The sequence below is a fragment of the Streptococcus sp. HMSC077F03 genome, assembly GCF_001812375.1.
Lineage (GTDB): Bacteria > Bacillota > Bacilli > Lactobacillales > Streptococcaceae > Streptococcus > Streptococcus oralis_S.
The window spans coordinates 56,379-82,408 of sequence record NZ_KV808772.1 but is presented as its reverse complement, the minus strand read 5'-3'; the positions used below and the strand labels follow the sequence as shown (position 1 = coordinate 82,408).

Below are 26,030 nucleotides of genomic sequence, written 5' to 3'. Positions count from 1 at the left end.
GGTGTCGCAGGTTCGAATCCTGTCTTCCCGATCGATTACGAGGATACTTTAGGGTATCTTTTTTTTATTTACTAAGGAGATTCTGAGAGTCTTCTTTTTTGTTTACGGAATAAATTTGTGTAAACTAGCAGTGCTTAAGGAATGGTACTAGTCATATATTTTCTTTAATTATGGTAAAATAGTAAAAGAATAATGTGAGGAAAATGAATGTCAAGTAAGTTTGAAATTTTAATGAATCAACTAGGAATCTCTGATCAATTGAGACGGGATCCTGCTCTTGTTGATGCAAAAATTGAGCGTGTTGTGGTTCATAAAATTAGTAAGATTTGGGAATTTCATTTTGTATTTTCTAATATTTTACCGATTGAAATCTTTTTAGAGTTAAAGAATGGGCTTAGTGAAGAATTTTCTAAAACAGGCAATCGAGCTGTTTTCGAAATCAAGGTTCTCTCTCAAGAATTTTCAAATGAACTCTTGCAGGCCTACTATAGAGAGGCTTTTTCTGAAGGTCCATGTGCAAGTCAGGGGTTTAAATCTCTTTACCAGAATTTAAACGTTCGTTCGGAAGGAAATCAACTCATTATTGAAGGTTCAGAGGCGATTGATAAGGAGCACTTTAAGAAGAATCATCTTCCTAATTTGGCAAAGCAACTCGAAAAGTTTGGTTTTCCAGCTTTTGTATGCCAAATAGAAAAGAACGATGCTCTTACACAAGAGCAGGAGGAAGCCTTCCATACGGAGAATGAACAGATTGTGCAAGCTGCCAATGAGGAAGCGCTCCGGGCTATGGAGCAACTGGAACAAATGGCTCCTCCTCCAGTAGAAGAGAAGCCAGCCTTTGATTTTCAGGCTAAAAAGGCTGCGGCCAAGCCTAAACTAGATAAGGCTGAAGTTACCCAGATGATCGACGTGACGACTGAGGAAAATCGCCTGGTCTTTGAAGGGGTCGTTTTTGATGTGGAGCATAAGGTGACCAGAACTGGTCGTGTTTTGATCAACTTTAAAATGACAGACTACACTTCAAGTTTTTCAATGCAAAAATGGGTTAAGAATGAAGAAGAGGCTCAGAAGTTTGACATCATTAAGAAGAATTCTTGGCTTCGAGTTCGTGGGAATGTGGAGATGAATAACTTCACACGTGATTTGACCATGAACGTCCAGGATGTGCAGGAAGTGGTTCACTATGAGCGGAAGGATTTGATGCCAGAAGGTGAGCGTCGGGTTGAGTTTCATGCTCATACAAATATGTCGACCATGGATGCTTTACCAGAGGTTGAAGAAATCGTTGCGATAGCTGCTAAGTGGGGACACAAGGCGGTTGCCATCACGGACCATGGGAATGTCCAGTCCTTCCCACATGGCTACAAGGCAGCTAAGAAAGCTGGAATTCAGCTGATCTATGGAATGGAAGCCAATATCGTGGAGGACCGTGTCCCTATCGTTTACAACGAAGTGGAGATGGGCTTGTCAGAAGCGACCTATGTGGTCTTTGACGTGGAAACGACGGGACTTTCAGCTATCTATAATGATTTGATTCAGGTTGCGGCCTCTAAGATGTACAAGGGGAATGTTATTGCCGAATTTGATGAATTTATCAATCCCGGGCATCCATTATCAGCCTTTACTACTGAGTTGACAGGAATTACAGATGATCATGTCAAAAATGCTAAACCACTGGAACAAGTTTTGCAAGAATTCCAAGAATTTTGCAAGGATACAGTCTTAGTTGCTCACAATGCTACCTTTGACGTTGGCTTTATGAATGCCAACTATGAGCGTCATGGTCTGCCTAAGATTAGCCAGCCAGTTATCGATACGCTGGAGTTTGCTAGAAATCTCTATCCTGAGTATAAACGTCATGGTTTGGGGCCTTTGACTAAGCGTTTTGGTGTAGCACTTGAACACCACCACATGGCCAACTACGATGCGGAAGCTACTGGTCGTTTGCTTTTCATCTTTATCAAAGAGGTAGCAGAAAAACATGGTGTGACCGATCTAGCTAGACTAAACATTGATTTGATTAGTCCAGACTCTTATAAAAAAGCTCGGATTAAGCATGCGACTATCTATGTCAAGAATCAAGTTGGTTTAAAAAATATTTTTAAGCTGGTTTCTTTGTCCAATACCAAGTACTTTGAAGGAGTACCACGAATTCCGAGAACGGTTCTAGATGCCCATCGGGAGGGCTTGATTTTGGGGTCGGCTTGCTCGGAAGGTGAAGTTTTCGATGCGGTCGTTTCCCAAGGTGTGGATGCGGCGGTTGAGGTGGCCAAGTATTATGACTTTATTGAGGTCATGCCACCAGCTATCTATGCTCCCTTGATTGCCAAGGAGCAGGTTAAGGATATGGAGGAACTCCAGACTATTATCAAGAGTTTGATAGAGGTTGGGGATCGTCTTGGCAAGCCTGTTCTAGCTACGGGAAATGTCCACTATATCGAACCGGAAGAAGAGATTTACCGTGAAATTATCGTACGTAGTTTGGGGCAAGGAGCTATGATTAACCGAACCATCGGTCATGGTGAACATGCCCAACCAGCTCCTCTTCCGAAAGCTCATTTTCGAACGACTAATGAGATGTTGGATGAATTTGCCTTCTTGGGCGAAGATCTAGCACGCAAATTGGTTATTGAAAATACCAGTGCCTTGGCAGAAATTTTTGAGCCTGTTGAGGTTGTTAAAGGTGACTTGTATACACCTTTCATCGACAAGGCTGAAGAAACGGTCGCTGAGTTGACCTATAAGAAAGCTTTTGAGATTTATGGAAATCCGCTGCCAGATATTGTTGATTTGCGGATTGAAAAAGAATTAACTTCCATTCTGGGGAATGGATTTGCCGTGATTTATCTGGCATCGCAGATGCTGGTGCAACGTTCCAATGAACGGGGCTACTTGGTTGGCTCTCGTGGGTCTGTTGGGTCCAGTTTTGTTGCGACCATGATTGGGATTACGGAGGTCAATCCTCTCTCTCCTCATTATGTTTGTGGTCAGTGTCAGTATAGTGAGTTTATCACGGATGGTTCTTACGGTTCAGGGTTTGATATGCCCAATAAGGATTGTCCAAACTGTGGTCATAAACTTAGCAAAAATGGGCAGGATATTCCCTTTGAGACCTTCCTCGGTTTTGATGGGGACAAGGTTCCCGATATTGACTTGAACTTCTCGGGAGAAGACCAGCCTAGCGCCCACTTGGATGTACGTGATATCTTTGGTGAGGAATATGCCTTCCGTGCAGGCACGGTTGGTACGGTGGCTGCCAAGACTGCCTATGGCTTTGTCAAGGGCTACGAGAGAGACTACGGGAAGTTTTATCGTGATGCAGAGGTGGAACGCCTCGCTCAGGGTGCGGCTGGTGTCAAGCGGACAACAGGACAACACCCGGGAGGAATCGTTGTTATTCCTAACTACATGGATGTCTACGACTTTACGCCTGTCCAGTATCCAGCAGATGATGTGACGGCTGAATGGCAGACGACTCACTTTAACTTCCATGATATCGATGAGAATGTCCTCAAACTCGATGTACTGGGGCATGATGATCCGACCATGATTCGAAAATTGCAGGACTTGTCTGGGATTGACCCTAATGAAATTCCTATGGATGATGAAGGTGTCATGGCCCTCTTTTCAGGGACGGATGTACTTGGGGTGACGCCGGAGCAAATCGGAACGCCGACGGGCATGCTGGGAATCCCAGAGTTTGGAACCAACTTTGTACGTGGGATGGTAGACGAGACGCATCCGACGACTTTTGCGGAATTGCTTCAGCTCTCAGGTCTGTCCCACGGTACCGATGTGTGGTTGGGAAATGCCCAGGATTTGATCAAGCAAGGGATTGCGGACCTATCAACCGTTATCGGTTGTCGGGACGACATCATGGTTTACCTCATGCATGCGGGTCTCGAACCTAAGATGGCCTTTACCATCATGGAACGGGTGCGTAAGGGTTTGTGGCTGAAGATTTCCGAAGAGGAGCGAAATGGCTACATCGAGGCTATGAAGGCTAATAAGGTACCAGAGTGGTATATCGAATCCTGTGGGAAAATCAAATATATGTTCCCCAAAGCCCACGCGGCAGCCTACGTTATGATGGCCTTGCGTGTAGCCTACTTCAAGGTTCACCATCCCATTTATTATTACTGTGCTTACTTCTCCATCCGTGCTAAGGCTTTTGATATCAAAACCATGGGAGCAGGCTTGGATGCCATCAAGCGTAGAATGGAAGAAATCGCTGAAAAACGGAAGAATAATGAAGCCTCTAATGTGGAGATTGACCTCTATACAACTCTTGAGATTGTCAATGAAATGTGGGAACGTGGCTTTAAGTTTGGCAAGTTAGACCTCTATCGTAGTGATGCGACTGAATTCATCATTGATGGAGACACTCTTATCCCACCATTTGTAGCAATGGATGGTCTGGGAGAGAACGTTGCTAAGCAGTTGGTGCGTGCGCGTGAAGAGGGTGAGTTCCTCTCTAAGACAGAACTGCGCAAGCGTGGTGGACTGTCATCAACCTTGGTTGAAAAGATGGATGAAATGGGGATTCTCGGCAATATGCCAGAGGATAACCAGTTGAGTTTGTTTGATGATTTGTTTTAAATAAAATTAGAAAAATAGCAATGCTTTTAAAAAGTTAAAGCTGGTAAGATTAACTATCTTGATTGAGGGGGCTTGAAAATGATGGGAATTGAGGACTTTGGAGTGTGTGATAGAATCAGAATTTGTTAACTAGCTTGATGACTTTAGGAATATTGATATATTTGTAGTGGTTGTTTTCTAAAGGCTATTATTTTAAAAGTGGAGTAAGATACAAGAGAAATTAATAGAGTTGAAGGATAAAGTAATGAATTATGATAGGCGAAATGCCACTTCAAGTTGGAGTGGGTATAACCATCAAGGAAAAGTTGGGATATTTTTGGCACTAACTGAACTTAGAAAACTTGTAGAAAAAGAGGAAGACTATAGCTCATATGAATTAATCCTTGAAAAAAATGGCGGTGAAGATGTTGAGATTTTTCAAGCTCAAACAGTAGTATCAAGACATCAAGTAAAAGCCAAAAAAGCTGGAAAGTATCCGAATGATTATGCTAATGTTAGAACAATAAATTCTAGACTTCATCCTACAGGATATCAAACCTCGGGTACGAACAGAAATAATAGATTTTTACATGTAATTTGTGAAGTTCGAGGCTGGGATATGGATAAGCAAACATTTCAGCAAACATATAAAAGAGCAGCTTATGTCCCTAATCAGAGTCAAGTTCAACTATATACCTATCCTGATGGTAAAAAATATTGTGATTTAGTAGTAGAGAATCAATCGCCTATTGATAATTTTTGCAAAAATGAAATTAAGGAGATTTTGAAATTTTCTAAAAGTTCTTTAGTAGATGATATTGAACATATAGAGGAGACACTGTCTGAGATTAAAGATTTAATTTCTAGACAGATTGTGCAATCACATAGTAATGGGAATGGTGCCTATTCGGTAATATCTTTTCAAGAGATTTTCAACATTATTACTTCGCAAGCGAAGCGCCAGAGACAATCTATTAGGAGAGCAAAGTTAAGTCTTGAAGTGTATTGGAATAACATTGTTGAAGATGATGTTGATACGACTGTTATAAATCAGATATTAAATTTACCTGATGACAAATTTGAACAATTGCTGATTGACTTGCATCCAGATGGCGATATTTCTGGTTCAAAAAGGCTGAACGATATTGGTAGATTAATTGATGAAATTAGCATTGAATATATTTTATATAATTTTCTTAAAACTTGTAAACAAGAAAGGCTTTCGTTAGACAGTTTACGGTATAATTTAAATCATGAGTCGCTCAGACTTAGCATGATTCATGCTCCTAAGGGCACAGAGAGTAGAGTTCGAGATAAAATTATGACTAATGAAAGCTTTATAAGAGCTAGCTTTGATACTGACTATTTGATTAATCTGTGTATCAATGGACAAAAGTTTTTTGAAGAGAAGCCAATTCATGAAGATGGAAAAGAAAAGTTGCTTGCAGAAGCCCTTGGAGAGGAAAAAAATAGAATATTTTCAAATAATTTAGAATATATTGATTATGTGAATACTGTTGAAAAATTGAAAGAGGATTGAAATGAATAGTTTTTTGCAACAAATCTTAGGACAACATAATTTTCATAAATGTGATGAACATTTAGAATTGTGGGGAGGGGACGGAAATGAATTTTTCCTTATTCAAGAATATAATAGGGAGGATTTTAAATCTAGCAGCGAAGGAGGGGTAGATTTTTTTACTTGTGAGCAAACAAATAAGTTGATATCTTGCTTTGAAGAACTTAATGATGAAAAAATTAAGAAAAATACCTCTTTATTTGTAACTATTAAAGTTGATGAACTGAAGCAATCATATGAAAGTCTTAGAAATATGATTATGAAAGTTGAGGAAGATGAATATTATTTTAGAAAATATGTCATCTTATATACCGAGGAAGGATTGAGTAGACTGAACTCGAATATTGAAGATTTACTAAATTATATTCAGTCTACATCTCCTGAGGGTGAGTCTTTATTTGATAAATTTGAGAGTGATATGTTTTTTGATACTGCTTACTTCATTGCTATACAACTAATTATTAAATTACCATTTGCTTCTCATCCTCATTCTGATAATCATTTTGAAATAGTTGAAAATAAAATCCAATCACGAATTGAAATGGAAGGTTTAAATGATCATAAAAAGCAGGTAGATGATATTTTAGAAATTTTTAATGGAGTTGATATTAGGAAACAACTTGAAAATGAAGCTAGTTTTTTGCTGGATAGTTTAAATCAAATTTTAGGAGACTGAACTTGTGAAGATTAGGAAAATTTTACTTTATAATTTCAAAAACTTTAGAAATGAAACAGTTATTGACTTTAGTGATGGGATAACATTTTTAGTGGGACCAAATGGTTATGGTAAAACAACGATTTTTGATGCAATTGAGTTAGGATTGACTGGTAATCTTTCTCGCATTAATAAAGTTACTGCTGAAAATATTGTATATAATAAGCCCTTCTTTCAGAATGAGATTGGTCAGCCGGTAATTATAAAATTGTGGCTAGAAAAAATGAATGGTGACCAACTTGTAATTGTAAGAAAATTAGTAAATAGTTTTACTGAAAGTAAAAACATATTTGCACCTTTAAAGTCTGCTAGTCAGTTTAAGTTATTTAGACAAGTGGAAGTGAGCGAGTCAAATTTTAGATCTACAGATAATATTAAGCTTGAAGACATTACTCAAAGTTCTATTGATACATTTTTAGGTATTAATGGGAAATATGAGATAGAAAAAATTTTCAATCTATTTAATTATATTCAACAGGAAGAAACAACTTTCTTTCTAAAGCAAACGGAATATGAAAGAGGCGATAGTTTATCTTTTTTAGTAAAAACGGATAAAATAGAGAAGAAAATAGAAAAGATTAATACAGTAACAAACGTTATTAGAAAAAAGATTAGTGATTTCAAGGGGCAATTACAAAACTTAAAACAGCAAGAACTATCAGATGTCTCTTATCATAGATTATTTAATCATAGGGAATTTGTATTTGATCGTGAAACTCCTTTTTCTATTGCTAATCTTGACAAATTATTAACTTATCAAAATACTTTACAAAATATTATTGATTTTAAGAAGAATTTCTCAATAGGGGAGTATAATAGAAAGACGGAAAGAGATAAAAGAAAAAAAGATATTGCTGGTGATAGGGCTATTAAACAAGCATTATATTTTTCAATGTTATCTCCAAATATTCTTAAATCAAATTCTCAATGGCTTTGGGAAAAGTATTCATTAGACAATCCAAAATTATTTGAATATGTGCTTTTAGAGAATTACCTACAATCATATGAGAGAGTTGTTCATGATTGCAATCGAAGAAAGCAACTAAATACCTACTTGACTAATTTATCATCGGATATTACTGAGATGACAGAACAGTCCATTACTTATACTCAAAATGATAGATTGTCAGGTGATTTTGAATTGCTTAAAATACAAGTGGTTAAATTCCAAAGTCTGAGGAATAATGCTAGCCAGGTAGACAAAAATTTAAGTGAACTACGACAATTAAGGAGTAACTTAGGCAATAAGTTTGACGAGTTGAGACATCGACATATTGATGAAAACAAATGTCCATTCTGTAATTCACAGTTCCAAACATTTGAAGAATTGAAGCAAGCTTATGATAGTTATAAAAATTATCTAACTGAAATTTCGTCTCAAAGTAGTCTGCAATTGCAAGAAGCTCAATTATTGCTGAATGAACGGATCCAGCAACTGAAGCAGAAAATCATTGATGAAATAAATAGCCTTTCAATAGATGTAGATAAAAATTTATTAGATAGATTACAAAAATTAAAAAATTCGTATCAAAGTTATTCTCAAAATGTCGAAGGTTTTAAAACTTTTATTCAGTCGTACACAATTATGGTGCCATATGAGTTGGGAAGGTTAGAATTTAAAGACTATAACCAGCAGCACCAGTTAAACTGGCAAGAATTTCAATCTAAATTAGTAGTTGATGATGATGTTTACAGTTTGCTAGATAATAATAGTTTGAGAAATATAAAGGAAGAACTGGAGGTCTTAAGGGAAGAATTTCCTGAACTGCAGTTTGAAACATACCAATTAGAATCAAGTTCATATTCGAAAATAAATATTGCGATGATTGATAGTCGATTGCTTGAATTAAAAAATGCTATTCACTCGGCAGTTGATAATAAATATGCTATTAATGAGAATCTGATAGCAGACACTGAGAACATATTTCCTACATATTTTCAAAGTAAAGTGGAAGTATTAGAGGATATTCGTATTGGAGATTTAGAGAATAAGAAACTTTATCTTGATAGACAGCATAAACTAGTTCAAAATCAGCAACTTCAAGATTTATCAAGTCAGATAGAAACATTGAGAATAACTGTGGAACGATTAGAAGAAATTAATACTATATATAAAGAAGAGGTAAAACAGTTCAAAATAGATATTGTTAAAAAGCTACGTATCCCATTCTTTATATACTCAGCAAAAATGTTACAAAATTATCAACAAGGTTTGGGAATTTTTCTAACGTATAACAAAACAACAATTGATAAAGAAGAAACGACGACTGATGAGGCAACAGGTAATCAAGTAAAAACGATTAAAAAGATAACAAAGACAATTATTAGGTTCAAGTCGGATTCTAATAATGATCATGATGCAATTAATCAACTAAGCACTGGTCAGTTAGCGGTTGTTTCACTAGCATTTACTCTTTCACTGAATACGATGTTCAAACTATCTGATAATTTGAATTTCTTAATGATAGATGATCCAGTTCAAGACATGGATGCTATGAATGTACTATCTTTTATTGAAATTTTACGTCATGGAATTATAGATAAGTATCAGATCATTTTATCAACTTATAGCGATTTAAATGCTTTGTTTATGGGTTATAAATTTGCAAATTCAAATTCGGAAGTAAATATAAAATATGAAAAGGTTAGTGACTTGCAAGTATAATATGTAAAACTCTTATTCTTTGTCTTGTTTTCTATGTGAATATTTTAGACTATCCTAATAATCAATGTTAAGAAAGCTAATGTATATCTAATAGATTTACATAAGCCTTCTTTTTTGTTAAAATAATAAATAGAAAGAAGGTGGGAATATGTCAAAGACGAGCATGAGTATTCGTTTGGATAGTGAGGTTAAGGAGCAGGCCCAACAGGTTTTTAATCATTTAGGAATGGATATGACAACAGCAATCAATATTTTCCTTCGTCAGGCAATTCAATATCAGGGTTTGCCTTTTGATGTTAGACTAGACGAGAATCGGAAGTTGCTTCAAGTATTAACGGATTTAGACCAAAATCGTAATATGAGCCAATCCTTTGAATCAGTCTCTGACTTGATGGAGGACTTGCGTGCTTAAGATTCGTTATCATAAACAGTTTAAAAAAGATTTTAAGTTGGCTATGAAGCGTGGTTTGAGGGCAGAATTATTAGAAGAAGTTTTGAATTTTCTGGTTCAAGAAAAAGAACTTCCTGCTAGATATCGTGATCATCAATTAACGGCATCTAAGCATTTTCAAGGAGTTCGTGAGTGTCATATCCAGGCGGATTGGCTCCTGGTCTATAAAGTAGACAAGGAAGAATTGATTTTAAACTTGCTTAGGACAGGTAGTCATAGTGATTTATTTTAAGATATTTTAAGGAGTTCAAGATGAAACTTAGAATCTTTGCGGAAGATAAACCTGCTGAAAAGATTTTTGACTATCAGCTAGAGCTGGCAGATGAAACAATTATTCTATCGACAGCACTCCTTTCAGGTGCTATTGCTTTGGCAGGATTATTTTCTGCTTTGAAAGAAAAATAAAAATAGAAAAGGGAAACACAAATGGTTTTACCAAATTTTAAAGAAAATCTAGAAAAATACGCTAAGCTTTTGGTTGCAAACGGTGTGAATGTGCAACCGGGTCACACCTTGGCTCTCTCTATCGATGTGGAGCAACGCGAGTTGGCTCACTTGATTGTCAAAGAAGCCTATGCACTGGGTGCACATGAGGTTATCGTTCAGTGGACAGATGATGTGATTAACCGTGAGAAATTCCTCCACGCGCCGATGGAGCGTCTGGACAATGTACCAGAATACAAGATTGCTGAGATGAACTACCTCTTGGGAAACAAGGCTAGCCGTCTAGGAGTTCGTTCATCTGATCCAGGTGCCTTGAACGGAGTGGATGCGGACAAGCTTTCAGCTTCTGCCAAAGCTATGGGACTCGCGATGAAGCCAATGCGCATCGCAACTCAATCCAACAAGGTTAGCTGGACTGTAGCAGCCGCTGCTGGACTTGAATGGGCTAAGAAAGTCTTTCCAAATGCTACGAGCGATGAAGAAGCAGTTGATCTTCTTTGGGATCAAATCTTCAAAACTTGCCGTGTCTACGAAGAAGATCCTGTTAAAGCTTGGGAAGAGCATGCTGCTATCCTTAAGAGCAAGGCAGAAATGCTCAATAAAGAACAATTCTCAGCCCTTCACTACACAGCACCGGGAACTGATTTGACACTTGGTTTACCTAAGAACCACGTTTGGGAATCAGCTGGTGCTATCAATGCACAGGGCGAAGGATTCTTGCCAAATATGCCGACAGAAGAAGTCTTTACGGCCCCTGATTTCCGTCGTGCAGATGGCTATGTAACCTCTACAAAACCACTTAGCTATAACGGAAATATCATCGAAGGGATTAAGGTGACCTTCAAGGATGGTCAAATCGTAGACATTACTGCTGAAAAGGGTGATCAGGTCATGAAAGATCTTGTCTTTGAAAATGCGGGTGCGCGTGCCTTGGGTGAATGTGCCTTGGTACCAGATCCAAGCCCAATTTCTCAGTCAGGCATTACCTTCTTCAACACCCTTTTCGATGAGAATGCTTCAAACCACTTGGCTATCGGTGCAGCCTATGCGACCAGCGTTGTTGGTGGGGCAGAGATGAGCGAAGAAGAGCTTGAAGCTGCAGGACTGAACCGTTCAGATGTTCACGTGGACTTTATGATTGGTTCGAATCAAATGGATATCGATGGTATCCGTGAGGATGGAACACGCGTACCACTCTTCCGCAATGGAGACTGGGCAATTTAAGGAGAAGCTATGCTTGGAAGTATGTTTGTTGGTCTCCTAGTGGGACTCTTGGCAGGTGCTTTGACCAATCGTGGAGAAAGTATGGGATGCTTTGGGAAAATGTTTCTCGGCTGGATTGGTGCTTCTTTGGGGCACCTGCTCTTTGGAACTTGGGGTCCAAACCTAGCGGGGATAGCCATTGTTCCAGCTGTTTTAGGTGCTATGGTTGTCTTAGCTATTTTCTGGAGACGAGGAAGTTAATTTCTTAAATCTGATACTCAATGAAAATCAAAGAGCAAACTAGGAAACTAGCCGCAGACTGCTCAAAGCACTGCTTTGAGGTTGTGTATAGAACTGACGAAGTCAGCTCAAAACACTGTTTTGAGGTTGCAGATGGACGTTGACGCGGTTTGAATCTGATTTTTGAAGAGTATGAAACGAAAAGGAGGTTGGTCATTGTACCAGCCTCCTTTTGAGTATGATATAATAGTTCTATGAGATTAGATAAATTTTTAGTTGCCTGTGCTGTGGGGAGTCGGACAGAAGTCAAAAACTTGCTCAAGGCTGGGCGGGTGACGGTAAATGGTAAAAAAGAAAAGTCAGCTAAACTGCAGATCAATGAGGAAAGAGATGAGATTCGCTTTGATGGCCAAGTGCTGGAGTATGAAGAGTTTGTCTACTACATGATGAACAAGCCCCAAGGAGTCATTTCAGCGACTGAGGATTCTAAACACAGAACAGTGTTGGACTTGTTGGATGATATTGCTCGGACCAAGGAAGTTTTTCCAGTAGGGCGTTTGGATATTGACACGCATGGCCTCCTGCTTTTGACCAATGACGGTCAGCTTGCCCATGCTCTTCTTTCACCAAAACGTCATGTGGATAAGACCTATCTGGCACACGTCGAGGGAATTATGACCCAAGAAGATGTGGAGACATTTGTCAAGGGCATTCCGCTCAAGGATTTTACCTGCCAGCCAGCTAAGCTGGAGATTGTGTCGGTAGATTCAGTAAAGAATCAAAGTCTGGTTCGTGTGACCATTGCTGAAGGGAAGTTCCATCAAGTCAAGCGTATGGTGGCCTACTGTGGCAAGGAAGTGGTGGACTTACAACGTTTGACGATGGGAACTCTAGTCTTGGATGAGAACTTAGAACAAGGAGAATGGCGTCGTTTGACCAAGGAGGAGTTAGAAGTTCTCTTTGCAAGTATTGCTTAGTTTGGATTATGTTAGAAAAGGTGAGGAGAATGTCCTTGTCTTTTTAAGTTTTTCGGTTGCTTCATTTGTGAAAAGAGTTATAATAGACAGTAGAATAAAAGGAGGAATCTATGAACGCGATTCAAGAATCATTTACAGATAAACTATTTGCTAACTATGAAGCAAATGTCAAATACCAAGCGATTGAAAATGCTGCCAGCCACAACGGAATTTTTGCAGCCCTAGAACGTCGCCAAAGCCATGTAGACAATACACCTGTTTTCTCATTGGATTTGACCAAGGACAAGGTTACTAACCAGAAAGCCTCTGGTCGTTGCTGGATGTTTGCAGCTCTCAACACCTTCCGCCACAAACTCATCTCTCAATACAAACTGGAAAACTTTGAGTTGTCACAAGCCCACACTTTCTTCTGGGACAAGTACGAGAAATCCAACTGGTTCTTGGAGCAAGTCATTGCGACTGCAGATCAAGAATTGACGAGCCGTAAGGTTAGCTTCCTACTCCAAACTCCACAACAAGACGGTGGACAGTGGGATATGGTCGTGGCCCTCTTTGAAAAATATGGTGTCGTTCCTAAGTCAGTTTACCCTGAGTCTGTTTCATCTAGTAATAGCCGTGAGCTCAATGCAATTCTTAACAAATTGCTTCGCCAAGATGCCCAAATCTTGCGTGACTTGCTCGCTTCTGGTGCTGACCAAGCGACTGTTCAAGCTAAGAAAGAAGACCTCTTGCAAGAAATCTTTAACTTCCTTGCTATGTCACTAGGTCTTCCACCGCGTAAATTTGACTTTGCTTATCGCGATAAGGATGATAACTACCAAAGCGAAAAGGGTATCACGCCACAAGAGTTTTACAAGAAATATGTCAATCTTCCTCTAGAAGACTACGTTTCTGTTATCAATGCTCCAACTGCTGACAAGCCTTACGGTAAATCTTACACAGTTGAGATGTTGGGAAATGTGGTTGGTAGCCGTGCAGTTCGTTACATCAACGTACCAATGGAGCGCTTAAAAGAATTGGCGATTGCCCAAATGCAAACAGGAGAAACTGTTTGGTTTGGTTCAGATGTCGGCCAGCTCAGCAACCGCAAAGCTGGAATCCTTGCGACTGATGTTTATGACTTTGAATCAAGCATGGATATTCAACTGACTCAAGACAAGGCTGGACGTTTGGACTACAGCGAAAGTTTGATGACCCACGCCATGGTCTTGACAGGTGTGGACTTGGACGAAAATGGCAAGTCAACCAAGTGGAAAGTTGAAAACTCATGGGGAGACAAGGTCGGTGCAGATGGTTACTTTGTCGCCTCAGACGCTTGGATGGACGAATACACTTACCAAATCGTTGTCCGTAAAGAATTGCTGACAGCAGAAGAACAAGCTGCCTATGAAGCAGAACCAATCGTACTTGCACCATGGGATCCAATGGGAGCCTTGGCAGAATAAAGCATAAAGAAAAGAGGTTAGGGGAATCCTAGCCTCTTTTTAAGTTCTTCTTGAAGTGGCGATAGGTGATGCTTGCCAAGGGAGTTCTCCTTATTTTGAGTCTTTAAGTGACAGAGAAAAAGATATGTGTTACTATAGTAGTACAAAAGGATATCGGAGTAGAAATGAAGTATTTAAGCAGTCAAGACATCAAGGATCGTCAACGAAATATCAGCGACATTAAACCCTACAAAACAACCAAGGAAATCGTCGTTTCAAATATCTTTACCTTCTTTAATGCCATGAACCTGGCTCTGGCAGTTCTGGTAGCCACAACCTTGCGATTTGAGAACATGCTCTTTTTAGGTGTGATTGCTATCAATACAGCTATCGGGATTTTCCAAGAAGTGCGTTCAAAAAATGCTTTGGAAAAGCTAAGTTTGCTTGGTAAAAGTAAGTACAAGGTCAATCGAGATGGTCAAACGATCGAGATTGATCCAGAAGACATCGTTCTGGGGGAATATCTGCATCTCAATCTGGGAGATCAGGTACCTGTCGATGCAGAAGTGCTTGAAGGAACGATCGAAGTGGATGAGTCCTTGCTGACTGGTGAGAGTGATTCAGTCTTTAAAACAGCAGGTGACAAGCTGATGAGCGGAAGCAATGTCGTTAGCGGTACTTGTCTGGTCACGGCGACGGCGGTCGGACCCGATAGTTATATCAACAAACTCGCAAAATCCAGCAAGGAATTCAAAAAATACCCTTCTCAACTACGCGATTACATGGATAAGATTTTAAAAATCGTCTCGATCTTGCTGGTGCCAGTTGCCATTCTGCTCTATGTCAGAGGTTTTAGTCTAGGACGGTCTTATGTTGAAATTGTTTTAGGAAGTTCAGGTGCCTTGGTCGGCATGATTCCAGAGGGTTTGATTCTCTTGGTTAGTGTGTCCCTAGCAGTAGCAGCCATGAAGCTGGCTAAAAAGAAGGTTCTGGTACAGGAGCTATACTGTGTAGAGACCTTGGCGCGAGTAGATATTCTTTGTTTTGATAAGACGGGAACTATCACGACGGGGAATATGAAGGTCCAAGAAATGGATGCTAATGTAGCAGAGAAACTATCTTCTTATTTGGCTTATTTCGAAGATGAAAATGCAACTTCCCGAGCTCTGAAGACTTACTTAACCTGTGAGAAAAAGTGGGAAGTTCAAGAAGTCGGTGCATTTTCAAGTAAAAATAAGTATTCCTTTGTCCAAGTAAAAGAGGGTGGGACCTATTTCTTCGGAGCCTATGAGTTTCTAGGCTTTACCCAGCCGATGGATGCCTACTATGAACATCTAAAACAGCAAGGTTTTCGAATCTTAACACTCGCTCATAGCAGGGACCAGATTACGAGTCCAGCTAATGTGGAACTACTAGGCCACGTCGTTTTGTCAGATGAGATTAAGGACAATACCAAGGAAACCTTTGACTATTTCGAATCTCAAGGTGTTGAAGTGAAGATTATCAGTGGTGATAATCATGTGGCTGTATATGGGGTGGCTCGTAAGGCAGGTTTTAAGGAAGAAGCGCGGGCTATTGATATGACCAAGGTGAGCGATGATGACTTTGAAAGAGTGGTCTTGGAACACGAAATATTTGGACGTGTGACACCTGAACAGAAGCAAAAGATGGTATCTATTTTGCAAAATGCTGGTAAAACAGTTGCCATGAGTGGTGATGGAGTCAATGATGTTCTGGCTCTCAAGAAAGCAGATATTAGTTTTGCCATGAAGGGGGCTACGAGTGCAGCCAAAAGTGTATCCAATATTGTTTTTCTCACAGATGACTTTGCAGTATTTTATGATATCTTGATGGAAGGACGCCGGGTCATTAACAACATCCAAAAGGTAGCCTCTCTTTTTCTAACAAAGACCTTCTTCTCCATCGTTTTTGCCATTTTGAGTGTGGTATTTGGTTTGGAATTTGCCTTTATCCCCATTCAGTTTACAATCATTTCAGCCATTACGATTGGGATTCCATCCTTCTTCCTGACTTTTGAGTCCAATAAAGAAAAGGTTAGCACTCACTTTATGAGAGATATCCTAACCAACGCGGCGATTGGTGGTGGCGTTCTGGTTGCTAGTGTTCTTTTGACCAATTTCTTTATCACTGTCCCAGGTCAGGTCAAATTTATTTGCTTCCTCCTTGCCCTGATCAATGGTCTGTGTCTAGTTGCCAAGGTCAGCTTGCCTTTTAATCGATACAAGATGCTTTTGCTCACGTTTTTGAGCCTTGCAGCCCTTGTTGGTGTACTTGCCAATACTTTTATCCTACAGGGAGCTTTTGTGCCTTTAGAAGCCAAACAGCTACTCTATGTTGCCATACTAGCAGTGGTGATTGGGTGCTTTCATTATCTTACTAGGAGAAAAAGTTGATACATAAAAAGAATCAGGTTTAATCCTGATTCTTTTTTGTTTATATATTCTCACCGAGATTACATGATACCGAAGAAACGAGCTGCGATACCAACTGCAAAGAGGGCAAGGATGATTGTGATTGGAGATACTTTTTTCTTAAGCAACCACATGCAAAGGAAAGTAAGGAGAAGTCCCATCAATCCTGGAATCAATGAGTCCAACTGACCTTGAAGCGTTTGTGGTTGAACTCTATCTAGGCTCATACCACTAAGCGCTTGACCAAGAATGCCCTTCAACTCAGCTCCTGTAACAGGACCTTCTGGGAAGTTGATGTAGGCACCTTCTGACAATTGTTTGCCTGGAAGGTTGATAGTGAAGTTGATGGATACCCAACGTTGTACAAGAACGGCAAGGATGAACATACCAAGGATAGAAGCACCTTTAGTGATGTCTTTCAAGATACCACCAGACATGTCTTTAGTGATCTCAGATCCAGCTTTGTAACCGAACTCTTGTGTATACCATAGGAAGGCCATACGGATAGCATTCCATCCAAAGAAGAAGAGAAGGGGACCAACAATGTTACCAGATGCAGCAAGTGATGCACCAAGGGCTCCAAGGATAGGACGAACTGTAAACCAGAATACTGGGTCACCGATACCAGCAAGAGGTCCCATCATACCGATTTTAACCCCTTGGATAGCCGCGTCGTCAATCTCAACACCGTTAGCGCGCTCTTCTTCAAGTGCAAGAGTAACCCCCATGATAGGAGCAGCTACGTATGGGTGAGTGTTGAAGAACTCAAGGTGACGCTCAAGAGCAGCCGCTTGGTCTTCTTTTTTAGTGTACAATTTTTTGATAGCTGGGATTAATGAGTAAGCCCAACCCAAGTTTTGCATACGTTCGTAGTTCCAAGAACCTTGAAGGAATTGTGAACGCCACCAAACTTTTTGACGATCTGATTTTGATAATTGAATTTTTTCAGCCATGATTGTTCCCCTTTCTAGTAGTCTTCTAGGATATCACCGATTGGGTCGTTAGAAGTCGCAGCTCCGCCGCCACCGTTTCCACCTTGTTTTGTAAGGTTAAGGTAGATGAAGGCAAGGGCAACACCGATGACACCAAGGGCAATCAAAGTCAATTGAGAGATAGCTGCAAGAGCAAAACCGATAGCGAAGAATGGCCATACTTCACGAGTTGCCATCATGTTGATAACCATAGCGTAACCAACGGCAACGACCATAGCACCACCGACAGCCATACCACCGTTCAACCAGTCTGGCATCAAACCAAGAGCGTCTTGAACAGCAGAAGCTGGGATAGCGATAAGGAAGGCAGCAGGGATTGCAATACGAAGACCTTGAAGAAGAAGTGCAACAAAGTGAGCACGCTCAACAGCTGCAATGTTTCCGTCTTTAGCAGCAGCATCAGCTGAGTGAACTAAGGCAACTGAGATTGTACGAACAATCATTGTCAAGAAAAGTCCAGCTACAGCAAGAGGGATAGCTGTTGCCGTTGCAACGGCGATACCATCAGTAGTAAAGTTACCACCTTTGATCAAGATGATTGCTGCAGCAACAGATGCAAGAGCAGCGTCAGGAGCTACGGCAGCTCCGATGTTTGCCCAACCAAGGGCGATCATTTGAAGAGATCCACCAAGCATAACCCCTGCTTCGAGGTTACCAGTTGCAAGTCCGATAAGGGTACATGCGACGATTGGTTGATGGAATTGGAATTGGTCGAGGATACCTTCAAGACCTGCAAGGAAGGCAACAACTACAACCAAGATAGCAGAAATGATTGAAATATCTGACATGGTTTTATTCCTTTTCTATTTAGTTTTAATAAAGTATTTAATCCTGTTTTCAAAAATGATAGAAACAGATTAACATTATTGAACGTTTGCTTTCTTAATCAAGTCAAACAAATCTTTTTTCGTGTCGTTTGGTACTTTACGTACATCAAATTCAACACCGAGGTCACGCATTTTTTCAAAGGTTGCAACGTCTTCTTTGTCCATAGACAAAACGTTGTTAATCATTGTCTTACCTGTTGAGTGAGCCATAGAACCAACGTTAAGGGTCTTGATTGGCACGCCACCTTCGATAGCACGAAGTGCATCTTGTGGAGTTTCAAACAAGATAAGGGCATGAGTTTCTCCGAAACGTGGGTCTTTTGCAACGTCGATCAATTTCTGGATTGGGACAACGTTGGCTTTTACTCCATTAGGAGCTGCTTGTTTGATCAATTCTTTACGCAACTCGTCGTTTGCAACGTTGTCTGAAGCAACGATGATACGATCTGCTTTTGAATCTGGAGTCCAAGCAGTGGCAACCTGACCGTGAAGGAGACGAGTGTCTAGACGAGCAAGGTTGATTTTCAGTTTACCGTCACCGATAACTGTTCCTTCTGGAATAGCAGCTTGTGAAACTGGAGCAGCTGCAGCAGTTGCAACTTCCTCAACTGGGTTAAGCTCTTCTGGAAGAGCCTTGATGCCATCTTTGGCTTCTTTAATGATATTCGCAGCGACTTTATCCACACCTACATTCGCGTCCATAAGGCGCTCTGTGTAGGCTTGGATCAACATCGGCAAGTTCAGTCCTGTGATGATGGCAAACTTACGTTCTGGATTTTCTCCCATCACGCGGCTAGCTTGGTTGAATGGAGATCCACTCCAAAGGTCAGCCAATACTAGAACCTCATCTTCTGCGTCAAATGCAGCCACAGCGTTGTTGAATTTAGCGTAAAGGTCATCTGGACCTTCATTTGGCATAAAGGTTACAACTTGAACCTTTTCTTGTTCACCAAAGATCATAGATCCTGACTGATGAATACCCGCAGCAAATTCGCCGTGGCTCGCAATAATGATTCCGATACTCATTATTGTCATTCCTCCTTATAAAATGTTTGACTATATGTTTAAGAAAACTTTAAGCCTAACTTTAAGTATAAACCGTTTTCATATAAAAATCAACTACTTTTTCTAAAAAGATGTAAAAGTTTTCATAGAATGACTTTTTAAAAATATTAATATATCAATGTTTTTGAGAGATAAATGAAAATGGTAATAGAAAATTTAATATAAAAATACAGAAAATGAGCCGCTTTTGTGAAAATGGAATGAAAACAAAAAGGAAAGATTGCGACCGTGCAATCTTCCCTTTTATAGGAATAAATTTTGTAAAGCGTGGGCAACTCCATCTTCTTCGTTGGTCAGAGGAAGTTGTTCGTCTGCATATGGAAGAAGAGCAGGATTGGCGTTTTTCATAGCATATCCCTTGCCTGCAAATGCCAACATTTCAGTGTCATTATGCTCATCACCAAAGGCGATTAAGTCTTTTTTATCACGATTCATCACATTGAGCAAGTACTCTAGAGCAAATGCCTTGTTTACACCTTTGGGAGTACACTCGAGGATGTTGAGGGGACCGCCCCAGGTATTGATAGCTAGTTGGTGCTGATAAAAACGATTCATTTCGTCCGCTAAAGCGTATTTGTCTTCAGCCCTTGTTTGCAAAAGGATGCAGTTGGGATCTTTGGTTACTCGTTCAGGTTTGAATTGATTTTCCGGCCGGAAGTTCTCTACGCCAAATAGTTTAGGATCCGCAATTTCTTCATTCGGAGTCGTGATATAGAATTTTTTTCGATATTCTCCTGCAATAAAATCAGCCTGGATGTCCTCCGTGCGCTTGACCATGTCTAGGAGGTATTTTTTGTCCAAGGTCAAGCACTTTTCATGCTCCCAAGCCTGTCCTGGTAGATGGGTAAGAGAACCATTAAAGTTAATCATGGGAGTATGCAATTCTAGCTCACGGTAGAAATCTTTTGCCATACGATACGGACGTCCCGTCGTGATGATAACATGGTGTCCTTTTTCTGAAATTTTTTTGATTGTCTCTTTGGTGAAATCGGAGAGCTTGCTTTCACTATTCAGCAGGGTTCCGTCCAAATCGACTGCGATAATTTTTTTAGTCATATAAACCTTCCTAGTCGTTTCCAGATAAGATGTCTTCTATTATATCAAAAAGAAGGAAGAAAAGCAGATAAGAACAAAAACTACAGTTGCTTTGATTTATTAAACAAATCAAACAAACATATTGAAAAGGTGAATGATAAATGATATAATACTAATATTGTTCGTAAAAAACAAAAGGAGATTAAAGATGGACAAACTATTTAAACTAAAAGAGCACGGGACAGATGTTCGTACAGAGGTGCTTGCTGGTTTAACAACATTCTTTGCAATGAGTTATATTCTCTTTGTAAACCCTCAAATGCTTTCCCAAACGGGTATGCCTGTTCAAGGTGTGTTCTTGGCAACGATTATCGGTTCTGTAGTCGGTACCTTGATGATGGCTTTCTATGCTAATTTGCCCTACGCACAAGCACCAGGTATGGGATTGAATGCCTTCTTTACATTTACAGTTGTATTTGGGATGGGCTATACTTGGAAAGAAGCTCTTGGTATGGTCTTCATTTGTGGAATTATTTCACTGATTATTACCTTGACAAATGTTCGTAAAATGATCATCGAATCTATTCCCACAACACTTCGTTCAGCTATTTCGGCTGGTATTGGTGTTTTCCTTGCCTATGTTGGGATTAAGAATGCTGGTCTCTTGAAATTCTCAATCGATCCAGGTACTTATACTGTAGCAGGTGAAGGAGCGGACAAGGCTCAAGCTGCACTTACAGCAAACTCAGCAGCTGTTCCAGGCTTGGTAGACTTCAATACTCCAGCCGTATTGGTGGCTCTTGCAGGTCTGGCTATTACCATCTTCTTTGTTGTTAAAGGCATCAAGGGTGGAATTATTCTTTCTATTTTAACAACGACTGTCCTTGCTATTGCTGTTGGTGTTGTCAAATTGTCAGGGATCGACTTTGCTAGCAATAATCTTTCATCAGCGGTTAATGATTTAGGAACTTTGTTTGGTGCTGCTCTTGGTTCAGAAGGTTTAGGATCTTTGATTTCAAACACTTCGCGTTTACCAGAAACCTTGATGGCTATTCTTGCCTTCTCACTAACGGATATTTTTGATACAATCGGTACTCTTATCGGTACTGGTGAAAAAGTTGGTATCGTTGCGACAAGTGGGGAAAACCATGAGTCAGTTAAATTGGACAAGGCTCTTTACTCTGACTTGGTGGCAACTTCAGTAGGTGCCATTGCAGGTACATCAAACGTTACAACCTATGTTGAGTCTGCGGCGGGTATCGGTGCTGGTGGACGTACTGGGTTGACAGCCCTAGTGGTTGCGATCTGTTTTGCTCTATCTAGCTTCTTTAGCCCACTTCTAGCGATTGTTCCGACAGCTGCAACAGCACCAATTTTGATCATCGTCGGAATCATGATGCTTTCTAACTTGAAAAATATCCCTTGGGATGATATGGCTGAAGCGGTTCCTGCCTTCTTCACATCTATCTTTATGGGATTCAGCTACTCTATCACACAAGGGATTGCTGTTGGTTTCTTGACATATACCTTGACAAAAGTTGTCAAAGGTCAAGCCAAGGATGTGCACGTGATGATTTGGATTTTGGATGCCTTGTTTATCCTTAACTATATCAGTATGGCGCTATAAATGGTATAATAGAAAAAGGGGAGTCTCCCCTTTTTAATTATAAGGAGGTACATCATGAAAGATAAGACGATTTGGCAAGAGGTTTTGAACAGAGGAAAATGGGTGCTCATCCTTTTGGTAGCTTTTGTTCTATCTCAATTTCCTATAGGACTTGCTTTGTTTTTAGCAAACAAACAGTTTCCGATTTTACAGTCAGGGCTCTTAGTTGGTGCCCTATCCATAGTCGTTTTGATTGTATTCATTATTGGCGCACGAAAAACACAACTTGCTACTTTTAATCTATCCTTTTTTAAGGCCAAAGACTTGGCTCGCTTGGTACTGAGTTATCTGGTGATTTTTGCGACAAATCTCTTGGGTTCACTCCTGCTTCGACTAACAAATGAGGGAACAACCAATAACCAATCAATACTGAATGGTTTGGTTCAGAATAGTTCCTTGATTTCAACTTTCTTTCTACTAGTCTTGATTGCGCCGATTTGTGAAGAAATTTTGTGTCGTGGGATTATTCCAAAAAAGATCTTCCGCGGAAAAGAAAAACTAGGTTTTGTTGTTGGTGCAATCGTCTTTGCCTTGCTCCATATGCCAACCAATTTACCTTCTGTGATTATTTATGGAGGAATGTCAACGGTTTTGACTTGGACAGCCTATAAGACTGAGCGTTTGGAGATGTCCATTTTGCTTCATATGATTCTCAATGGTATTGCATTTTGTTTGTTGGCCTTATTGGTGTTGATTAGTAGAAATCTAGGTCTATCATTCTAAACCATTGGCCCGCTTGGAAAAGATGAATACTAGCGTATCCATCTTTTTCTTTTTATGGTAAAATAGAGGGATAATATGGTGAAAAACCTTGAGGGAGTGACCGATATGTCAAGTAAAGCTAATCATGCAAAGACAGCTATTTGCGGAATTATCAACGTAACCCCAGATTCTTTTTCGGATGGTGGGCAGTTTTTTGCTCTTGAGCAGGCACTCCAGCAGGCTCGTAAATTGATAGCAGAAGGAGCGAGCATGCTAGATATCGGTGGAGAATCGACTCGGCCGGGCAGTAGCTATGTTGAGATAGAAGAGGAAATCCAGCGTGTTGTTCCAGTGATTAAAGCTATCCGTGAGGAAAGTGATGTCCTCATTTCTATCGATACTTGGAAAAGTCAGGTGGCAGAGGCCGCCTTGGCTGCTGGTGCCAATCTGGTAAATGACATCACGGGTCTCATGGGAGATGAGAAAATGGCGAATGTGGTTGCGAAGGCTGGAGCAAAAGTGGTTATCATGTTTAATCCAGTTATGGTTCGTCCTCAGCACCCTAGTTCACTCATATTTCCTCATTTTGGTTTTAGACAAGCTTTTACAGAAGAAGAGTTAGCTGACTTTGAAAAAGTGCCAATCGAAAACTTGATGGAGGCTTTCTTTGAACATGCTCTAGCGAGAGCGAACCAAGCTGGAATTGCAAGAGAAAATATTCTGCTGGATCCAGGGATTGGCTTTGGTCTGACCAAGAAGGAAAATCTACTCCTTCTACGGGATCTAGATAAACTACACCAGCAAGGCTATCCGATTTTTCTTGGAGTTTCGCGTAAGCGATTTGTCATCAATATCCTAGAAGAAAATGGCTTTGAAGTCAATCCTGAGACGGAAGTCGGTTTCCGAAATCGGGACACCGCTTCGGCTCATGTAACGACTATCGCTGCGAGACAGGGTGTAGAAGTGGTGCGCGTGCATGATGTTGCCAGTCACAGGATGGCAGTTGAAATTGCCTCTGCTATCCGTTTGGCCGATGATGCAGAAAATCTAGATTTAAAACAATATAAGTAAGATGAACGAAATTCAAAACAATCAGTGGATTGCCCACTACCGGACGGACCAACCGCATTTTGGTTTGGAGCGAATGGTGGAACTCCTAGCTCTGCGAGGCAATCCCCATCTCAAACTTAAGGTCATCCATATCGGGGGGACCAATGGCAAGGGGTCGACCATTGCTTTTTTGAAAAAGATGCTGGAAGGGCTAGACCTGAGAGTTGGGGTGTTCAGCTCGCCCTATCTCATTCATTATACAGACCAGATTAGCATTAATGGGGAATCCATTCCTGAAGCGAAACTAGAAGCTCTCATGGCAGACTATCAGTCTTTGCTTGAGAGAGAATCTGCTGACAATTTGCAGGGAACAACCGAGTTTGAGATTATCACAGCTCTAGCCTATGATTACTTTGCCTCAGAACAAGTAGATGTGGCTATCATGGAAGTCGGCATGGGTGGTCTTTTGGATAGTACTAATGTCTGCCAGCCAATTTTAACAGGAATTACGACCATTGGACTGGATCATGTAGCCCTACTTGGTGACACCTTGGAAGCCATAGCAGAGCAGAAGGCTGGTATTATCAAACAAGGCATTCCATTAGTGACAGGTCATATTGTTCCTGAAGCCTTGACTGTGATAGACTCTATTGCAGAAGCTAAAAATGCGCCTAGACTTACCTATGGAAAAGATTATCAGGTCAGTCACCAAAAGAGTGTGGTGACAGGCGAAATCTTTGATTATACCAGTTCTGTCAGACAAGGGAGCTTTCAAACAGGTCTGCTTGGTTTGCACCAGATAGAGAATGCGGGGATGGCCATAGCTTTACTTGATACTTTTTGTCAAGAAGATAGGCGGGAGTTGGCAAGTAATGACTTGGTTGCTCAAGCTTTGAAAGAGACCAGATGGCCAGGGCGTTTGGAGGTCGTGTCTAGCGACCCCTTGTTGCTTTTGGATGGGGCCCACAATCCCCATGCTATCAAGGCTTTACTAGCAACCTTACAAGAACGCTTTGCGGATTATCATAAGGAAATCCTCTTTACCTGCATCAAAACCAAGGCCTTGGAGGATATGCTGGACTTGCTAGGGGAAATGCCAGATACCGAGCTTACCCTTACACATTTTGATGATAGTCGGGCGACGGATGAAAGCGTGCTGAAAGAGACAGTCAAGTCTAGAAATCTCAATTACCAAAGTTGGCAAGATTTTCTAGAGCAGAAATTGACAGATAAAAATGAAGAGAAACAAACAGTTAGGATTGTCACAGGTTCCTTGTATTTCTTGAGCCAAGTGAGAGCCTATCTGATGGAGAGGAAGAACGAGAATGGATACACAAAAGATTGAAGCAGCTGTAAAAATGATTATCGAGGCTGTTGGTGAGGACGCTAACCGCGAGGGCTTGCAGGAAACACCTGCTCGTGTAGCCCGTATGTACCAAGAGATTTTTTCAGGTCTTGGCCAAACTGCTGAGGAACACCTGTCAAAATCCTTTGAGATTATTGATGATAATATGGTAGTAGAAAAGGATATTTTTTTCCACACCATGTGTGAACACCACTTCTTGCCTTTTTATGGGAGAGCGCACATTGCCTATATTCCAGATGGTCGGGTGGCAGGTTTGTCCAAACTTGCCCGTACGGTTGAAGTTTATTCTAAAAAACCACAAATTCAAGAACGGTTGAATATCGAAGTGGCCGATGCCTTGATGGACTATCTGGGGGCTAAGGGAGCCTTTGTTGTCATTGAGGCCGAGCATATGTGTATGAGCATGCGTGGTGTCAGAAAACCAGGTACTGCAACCTTGACGACAGTAGCTCGTGGTCTATTTGAAACAGATAAGGACCTAAGAGATCAGGCTTATCGTTTAATGGGACTATAATACCCTTCGAAAATCAAATTCAAACCACGTCAGCTTCACCTTGTCGTAGGTGCGGTTACTGACTTCGTCAGTTTTATCTACAACCTCAAAGCAGTGCTTTGAGCA

21 protein-coding genes are annotated in these 26,030 nt (G+C 40.5%); 17 read left to right on the top strand and 4 right to left on the bottom strand.

The features are described from left to right. The first annotated feature begins 207 nt into the window (after positions 1-207). The 12 genes from HMPREF2853_RS03955 (at position 208) to HMPREF2853_RS03895 (ending at position 16,690) form a co-directional block, all read left to right on the top strand. Positions 208-4,599, top strand: coding sequence for a PolC-type DNA polymerase III (locus tag HMPREF2853_RS03955; protein ID WP_049550052.1), 4,392 nt, complete (start codon positions 208-210; stop codon positions 4,597-4,599). Positions 4,600-4,828: 229 nt separating this feature from the next. Then, on the top strand, positions 4,829-6,118 hold the full coding sequence (locus HMPREF2853_RS03950) for an ABC-three component system protein (RefSeq protein WP_225893247.1): 1,290 nt from the start codon (positions 4,829-4,831) through the stop codon (positions 6,116-6,118). A 1-nt stretch (position 6,119) separates the two neighbouring features. Beyond that, positions 6,120-6,833: an ABC-three component system middle component 1 gene (locus HMPREF2853_RS03945; RefSeq protein ID WP_001084021.1), complete on the top strand. Its 714-nt coding sequence runs from the start codon at positions 6,120-6,122 to the stop codon at positions 6,831-6,833. A 4-nt stretch (positions 6,834-6,837) separates the two neighbouring features. Next, positions 6,838-9,537, top strand: coding sequence for an AAA family ATPase (locus HMPREF2853_RS03940; RefSeq protein ID WP_000702254.1), 2,700 nt, complete (start codon positions 6,838-6,840; stop codon positions 9,535-9,537). A 148-nt stretch (positions 9,538-9,685) separates the two neighbouring features. After that, the gene (locus HMPREF2853_RS03935; RefSeq protein WP_000047858.1) at positions 9,686-9,949 is read left to right on the top strand and encodes a type II toxin-antitoxin system RelB/DinJ family antitoxin; all 264 of its coding nucleotides are present in this window, start codon (positions 9,686-9,688) and stop codon (positions 9,947-9,949) included. Further along, positions 9,942-10,220 carry a type II toxin-antitoxin system RelE/ParE family toxin gene (locus HMPREF2853_RS03930; RefSeq protein ID WP_000913062.1) on the top strand — a complete coding sequence of 93 codons (279 nt, stop codon included), beginning with the start codon at positions 9,942-9,944 and terminating at the stop codon, positions 10,218-10,220. The genes HMPREF2853_RS03935 and HMPREF2853_RS03930 overlap by 8 nt, the downstream gene beginning before the upstream one ends. 20 nt (positions 10,221-10,240) lie before the next feature. Next, positions 10,241-10,393, top strand: a complete 153-nt coding sequence (locus HMPREF2853_RS03925) for a hypothetical protein (protein WP_000776613.1) — start codon at positions 10,241-10,243, stop codon at positions 10,391-10,393. A 21-nt stretch (positions 10,394-10,414) separates the two neighbouring features. Further along, entirely contained in the window at positions 10,415-11,656 is a 1,242-nt protein-coding gene (locus HMPREF2853_RS03920) for an aminopeptidase (protein WP_000243969.1), read from the top strand. A gap of 9 nt (positions 11,657-11,665) precedes the next feature. Beyond that, on the top strand, positions 11,666-11,896 hold the full coding sequence (locus HMPREF2853_RS03915) for a GlsB/YeaQ/YmgE family stress response membrane protein (protein ID WP_000901578.1): 231 nt from the start codon (positions 11,666-11,668) through the stop codon (positions 11,894-11,896). 233 nt (positions 11,897-12,129) lie between these two features. Further along, complete coding sequence (locus HMPREF2853_RS03910) at positions 12,130-12,852, top strand: pseudouridine synthase (protein WP_001234910.1); 723 nt, start codon at positions 12,130-12,132, stop codon at positions 12,850-12,852. A gap of 110 nt (positions 12,853-12,962) precedes the next feature. Further along, the gene (gene pepC, locus HMPREF2853_RS03900; RefSeq protein WP_033605605.1) at positions 12,963-14,297 is read left to right on the top strand and encodes an aminopeptidase C; all 1,335 of its coding nucleotides are present in this window, start codon (positions 12,963-12,965) and stop codon (positions 14,295-14,297) included. A gap of 164 nt (positions 14,298-14,461) precedes the next feature. Beyond that, entirely contained in the window at positions 14,462-16,690 is a 2,229-nt protein-coding gene (locus tag HMPREF2853_RS03895; protein WP_033605604.1) for an HAD-IC family P-type ATPase, read from the top strand. Between the two features lie 59 nt (positions 16,691-16,749). On the opposite strand, the gene HMPREF2853_RS03890 is transcribed toward HMPREF2853_RS03895, so the two are convergent. From HMPREF2853_RS03890 to HMPREF2853_RS03875, 4 genes are all read right to left on the bottom strand, one after another. Continuing rightward, positions 16,750-17,661: a PTS system mannose/fructose/sorbose family transporter subunit IID gene (locus HMPREF2853_RS03890; protein ID WP_000818313.1), complete on the bottom strand. Its 912-nt coding sequence runs from the start codon at positions 17,659-17,661 to the stop codon at positions 16,750-16,752. 14 nt (positions 17,662-17,675) lie between these two features. Further along, positions 17,676-18,488, bottom strand: coding sequence for a PTS mannose/fructose/sorbose transporter subunit IIC (locus HMPREF2853_RS03885; RefSeq protein ID WP_001280317.1), 813 nt, complete (start codon positions 18,486-18,488; stop codon positions 17,676-17,678). 75 nt (positions 18,489-18,563) lie between these two features. After that, complete coding sequence (locus tag HMPREF2853_RS03880; RefSeq protein ID WP_070534921.1) at positions 18,564-19,553, bottom strand: PTS sugar transporter subunit IIB; 990 nt, start codon at positions 19,551-19,553, stop codon at positions 18,564-18,566. A gap of 282 nt (positions 19,554-19,835) precedes the next feature. Further along, entirely contained in the window at positions 19,836-20,648 is an 813-nt protein-coding gene (locus HMPREF2853_RS03875) for a Cof-type HAD-IIB family hydrolase (RefSeq protein WP_000162371.1), read from the bottom strand. Positions 20,649-20,835: 187 nt separating this feature from the next. Here HMPREF2853_RS03875 and HMPREF2853_RS03870 point away from each other — a divergent pair, with 187 nt between their 5' ends. From HMPREF2853_RS03870 to folE, 5 genes are all read left to right on the top strand, one after another. Next, positions 20,836-22,254 (top strand): NCS2 family permease, encoded by a 1,419-nt coding sequence (locus HMPREF2853_RS03870; RefSeq protein WP_000359243.1) that lies wholly within the window; start codon positions 20,836-20,838, stop codon positions 22,252-22,254. A 54-nt stretch (positions 22,255-22,308) separates the two neighbouring features. Then, positions 22,309-23,016 carry a CPBP family intramembrane glutamic endopeptidase gene (locus HMPREF2853_RS03865; protein ID WP_049477761.1) on the top strand — a complete coding sequence of 236 codons (708 nt, stop codon included), beginning with the start codon at positions 22,309-22,311 and terminating at the stop codon, positions 23,014-23,016. A 75-nt stretch (positions 23,017-23,091) separates the two neighbouring features. Continuing rightward, entirely contained in the window at positions 23,092-24,066 is a 975-nt protein-coding gene (folP, locus tag HMPREF2853_RS03860; RefSeq protein WP_000240368.1) for a dihydropteroate synthase, read from the top strand. Position 24,067: 1 nt separating this feature from the next. Next, a complete protein-coding gene (locus tag HMPREF2853_RS03855; RefSeq protein WP_001002849.1) occupies positions 24,068-25,390 on the top strand; it encodes a bifunctional folylpolyglutamate synthase/dihydrofolate synthase in 1,323 nt (440 codons plus the stop codon). After that, positions 25,371-25,925: a GTP cyclohydrolase I FolE gene (gene folE / locus HMPREF2853_RS03850; RefSeq protein ID WP_000380916.1), complete on the top strand. Its 555-nt coding sequence runs from the start codon at positions 25,371-25,373 to the stop codon at positions 25,923-25,925. The genes HMPREF2853_RS03855 and folE overlap by 20 nt, the downstream gene beginning before the upstream one ends. Positions 25,926-26,030 lie beyond the last annotated feature (105 nt).

Excerpts from the sequence above, each read along its gene's own strand:
- HMPREF2853_RS03955 (WP_049550052.1), top strand. The coding sequence starts at position 208 with ATGTCAAGTAAGTTTGAAATTTTAATGAATCAACTAGGAATCTCTGAT.
- HMPREF2853_RS03945 (WP_001084021.1), top strand. The coding sequence starts at position 6,120 with ATGAATAGTTTTTTGCAACAAATCTTAGGACAACATAATTTTCATAAA.
- HMPREF2853_RS03935 (WP_000047858.1), top strand. The coding sequence starts at position 9,686 with ATGTCAAAGACGAGCATGAGTATTCGTTTGGATAGTGAGGTTAAGGAG.
- HMPREF2853_RS03925 (WP_000776613.1), top strand. The coding sequence starts at position 10,241 with ATGAAACTTAGAATCTTTGCGGAAGATAAACCTGCTGAAAAGATTTTT.
- HMPREF2853_RS03920 (WP_000243969.1), top strand. The coding sequence starts at position 10,415 with ATGGTTTTACCAAATTTTAAAGAAAATCTAGAAAAATACGCTAAGCTT.
- HMPREF2853_RS03915 (WP_000901578.1), top strand. The coding sequence starts at position 11,666 with ATGCTTGGAAGTATGTTTGTTGGTCTCCTAGTGGGACTCTTGGCAGGT.
- HMPREF2853_RS03910 (WP_001234910.1), top strand. The coding sequence starts at position 12,130 with ATGAGATTAGATAAATTTTTAGTTGCCTGTGCTGTGGGGAGTCGGACA.
- pepC (WP_033605605.1), top strand. The coding sequence starts at position 12,963 with ATGAACGCGATTCAAGAATCATTTACAGATAAACTATTTGCTAACTAT.
- HMPREF2853_RS03895 (WP_033605604.1), top strand. The coding sequence starts at position 14,462 with ATGAAGTATTTAAGCAGTCAAGACATCAAGGATCGTCAACGAAATATC.
- HMPREF2853_RS03890 (WP_000818313.1), bottom strand. The coding sequence starts at position 17,661 with ATGGCTGAAAAAATTCAATTATCAAAATCAGATCGTCAAAAAGTTTGG.
- HMPREF2853_RS03885 (WP_001280317.1), bottom strand. The coding sequence starts at position 18,488 with ATGTCAGATATTTCAATCATTTCTGCTATCTTGGTTGTAGTTGTTGCC.
- HMPREF2853_RS03880 (WP_070534921.1), bottom strand. The coding sequence starts at position 19,553 with ATGAGTATCGGAATCATTATTGCGAGCCACGGCGAATTTGCTGCGGGT.
- HMPREF2853_RS03875 (WP_000162371.1), bottom strand. The coding sequence starts at position 20,648 with ATGACTAAAAAAATTATCGCAGTCGATTTGGACGGAACCCTGCTGAAT.
- HMPREF2853_RS03870 (WP_000359243.1), top strand. The coding sequence starts at position 20,836 with ATGGACAAACTATTTAAACTAAAAGAGCACGGGACAGATGTTCGTACA.
- HMPREF2853_RS03865 (WP_049477761.1), top strand. The coding sequence starts at position 22,309 with ATGAAAGATAAGACGATTTGGCAAGAGGTTTTGAACAGAGGAAAATGG.
- folP (WP_000240368.1), top strand. The coding sequence starts at position 23,092 with ATGGTGAAAAACCTTGAGGGAGTGACCGATATGTCAAGTAAAGCTAAT.
- HMPREF2853_RS03855 (WP_001002849.1), top strand. The coding sequence starts at position 24,068 with ATGAACGAAATTCAAAACAATCAGTGGATTGCCCACTACCGGACGGAC.
- folE (WP_000380916.1), top strand. The coding sequence starts at position 25,371 with ATGGATACACAAAAGATTGAAGCAGCTGTAAAAATGATTATCGAGGCT.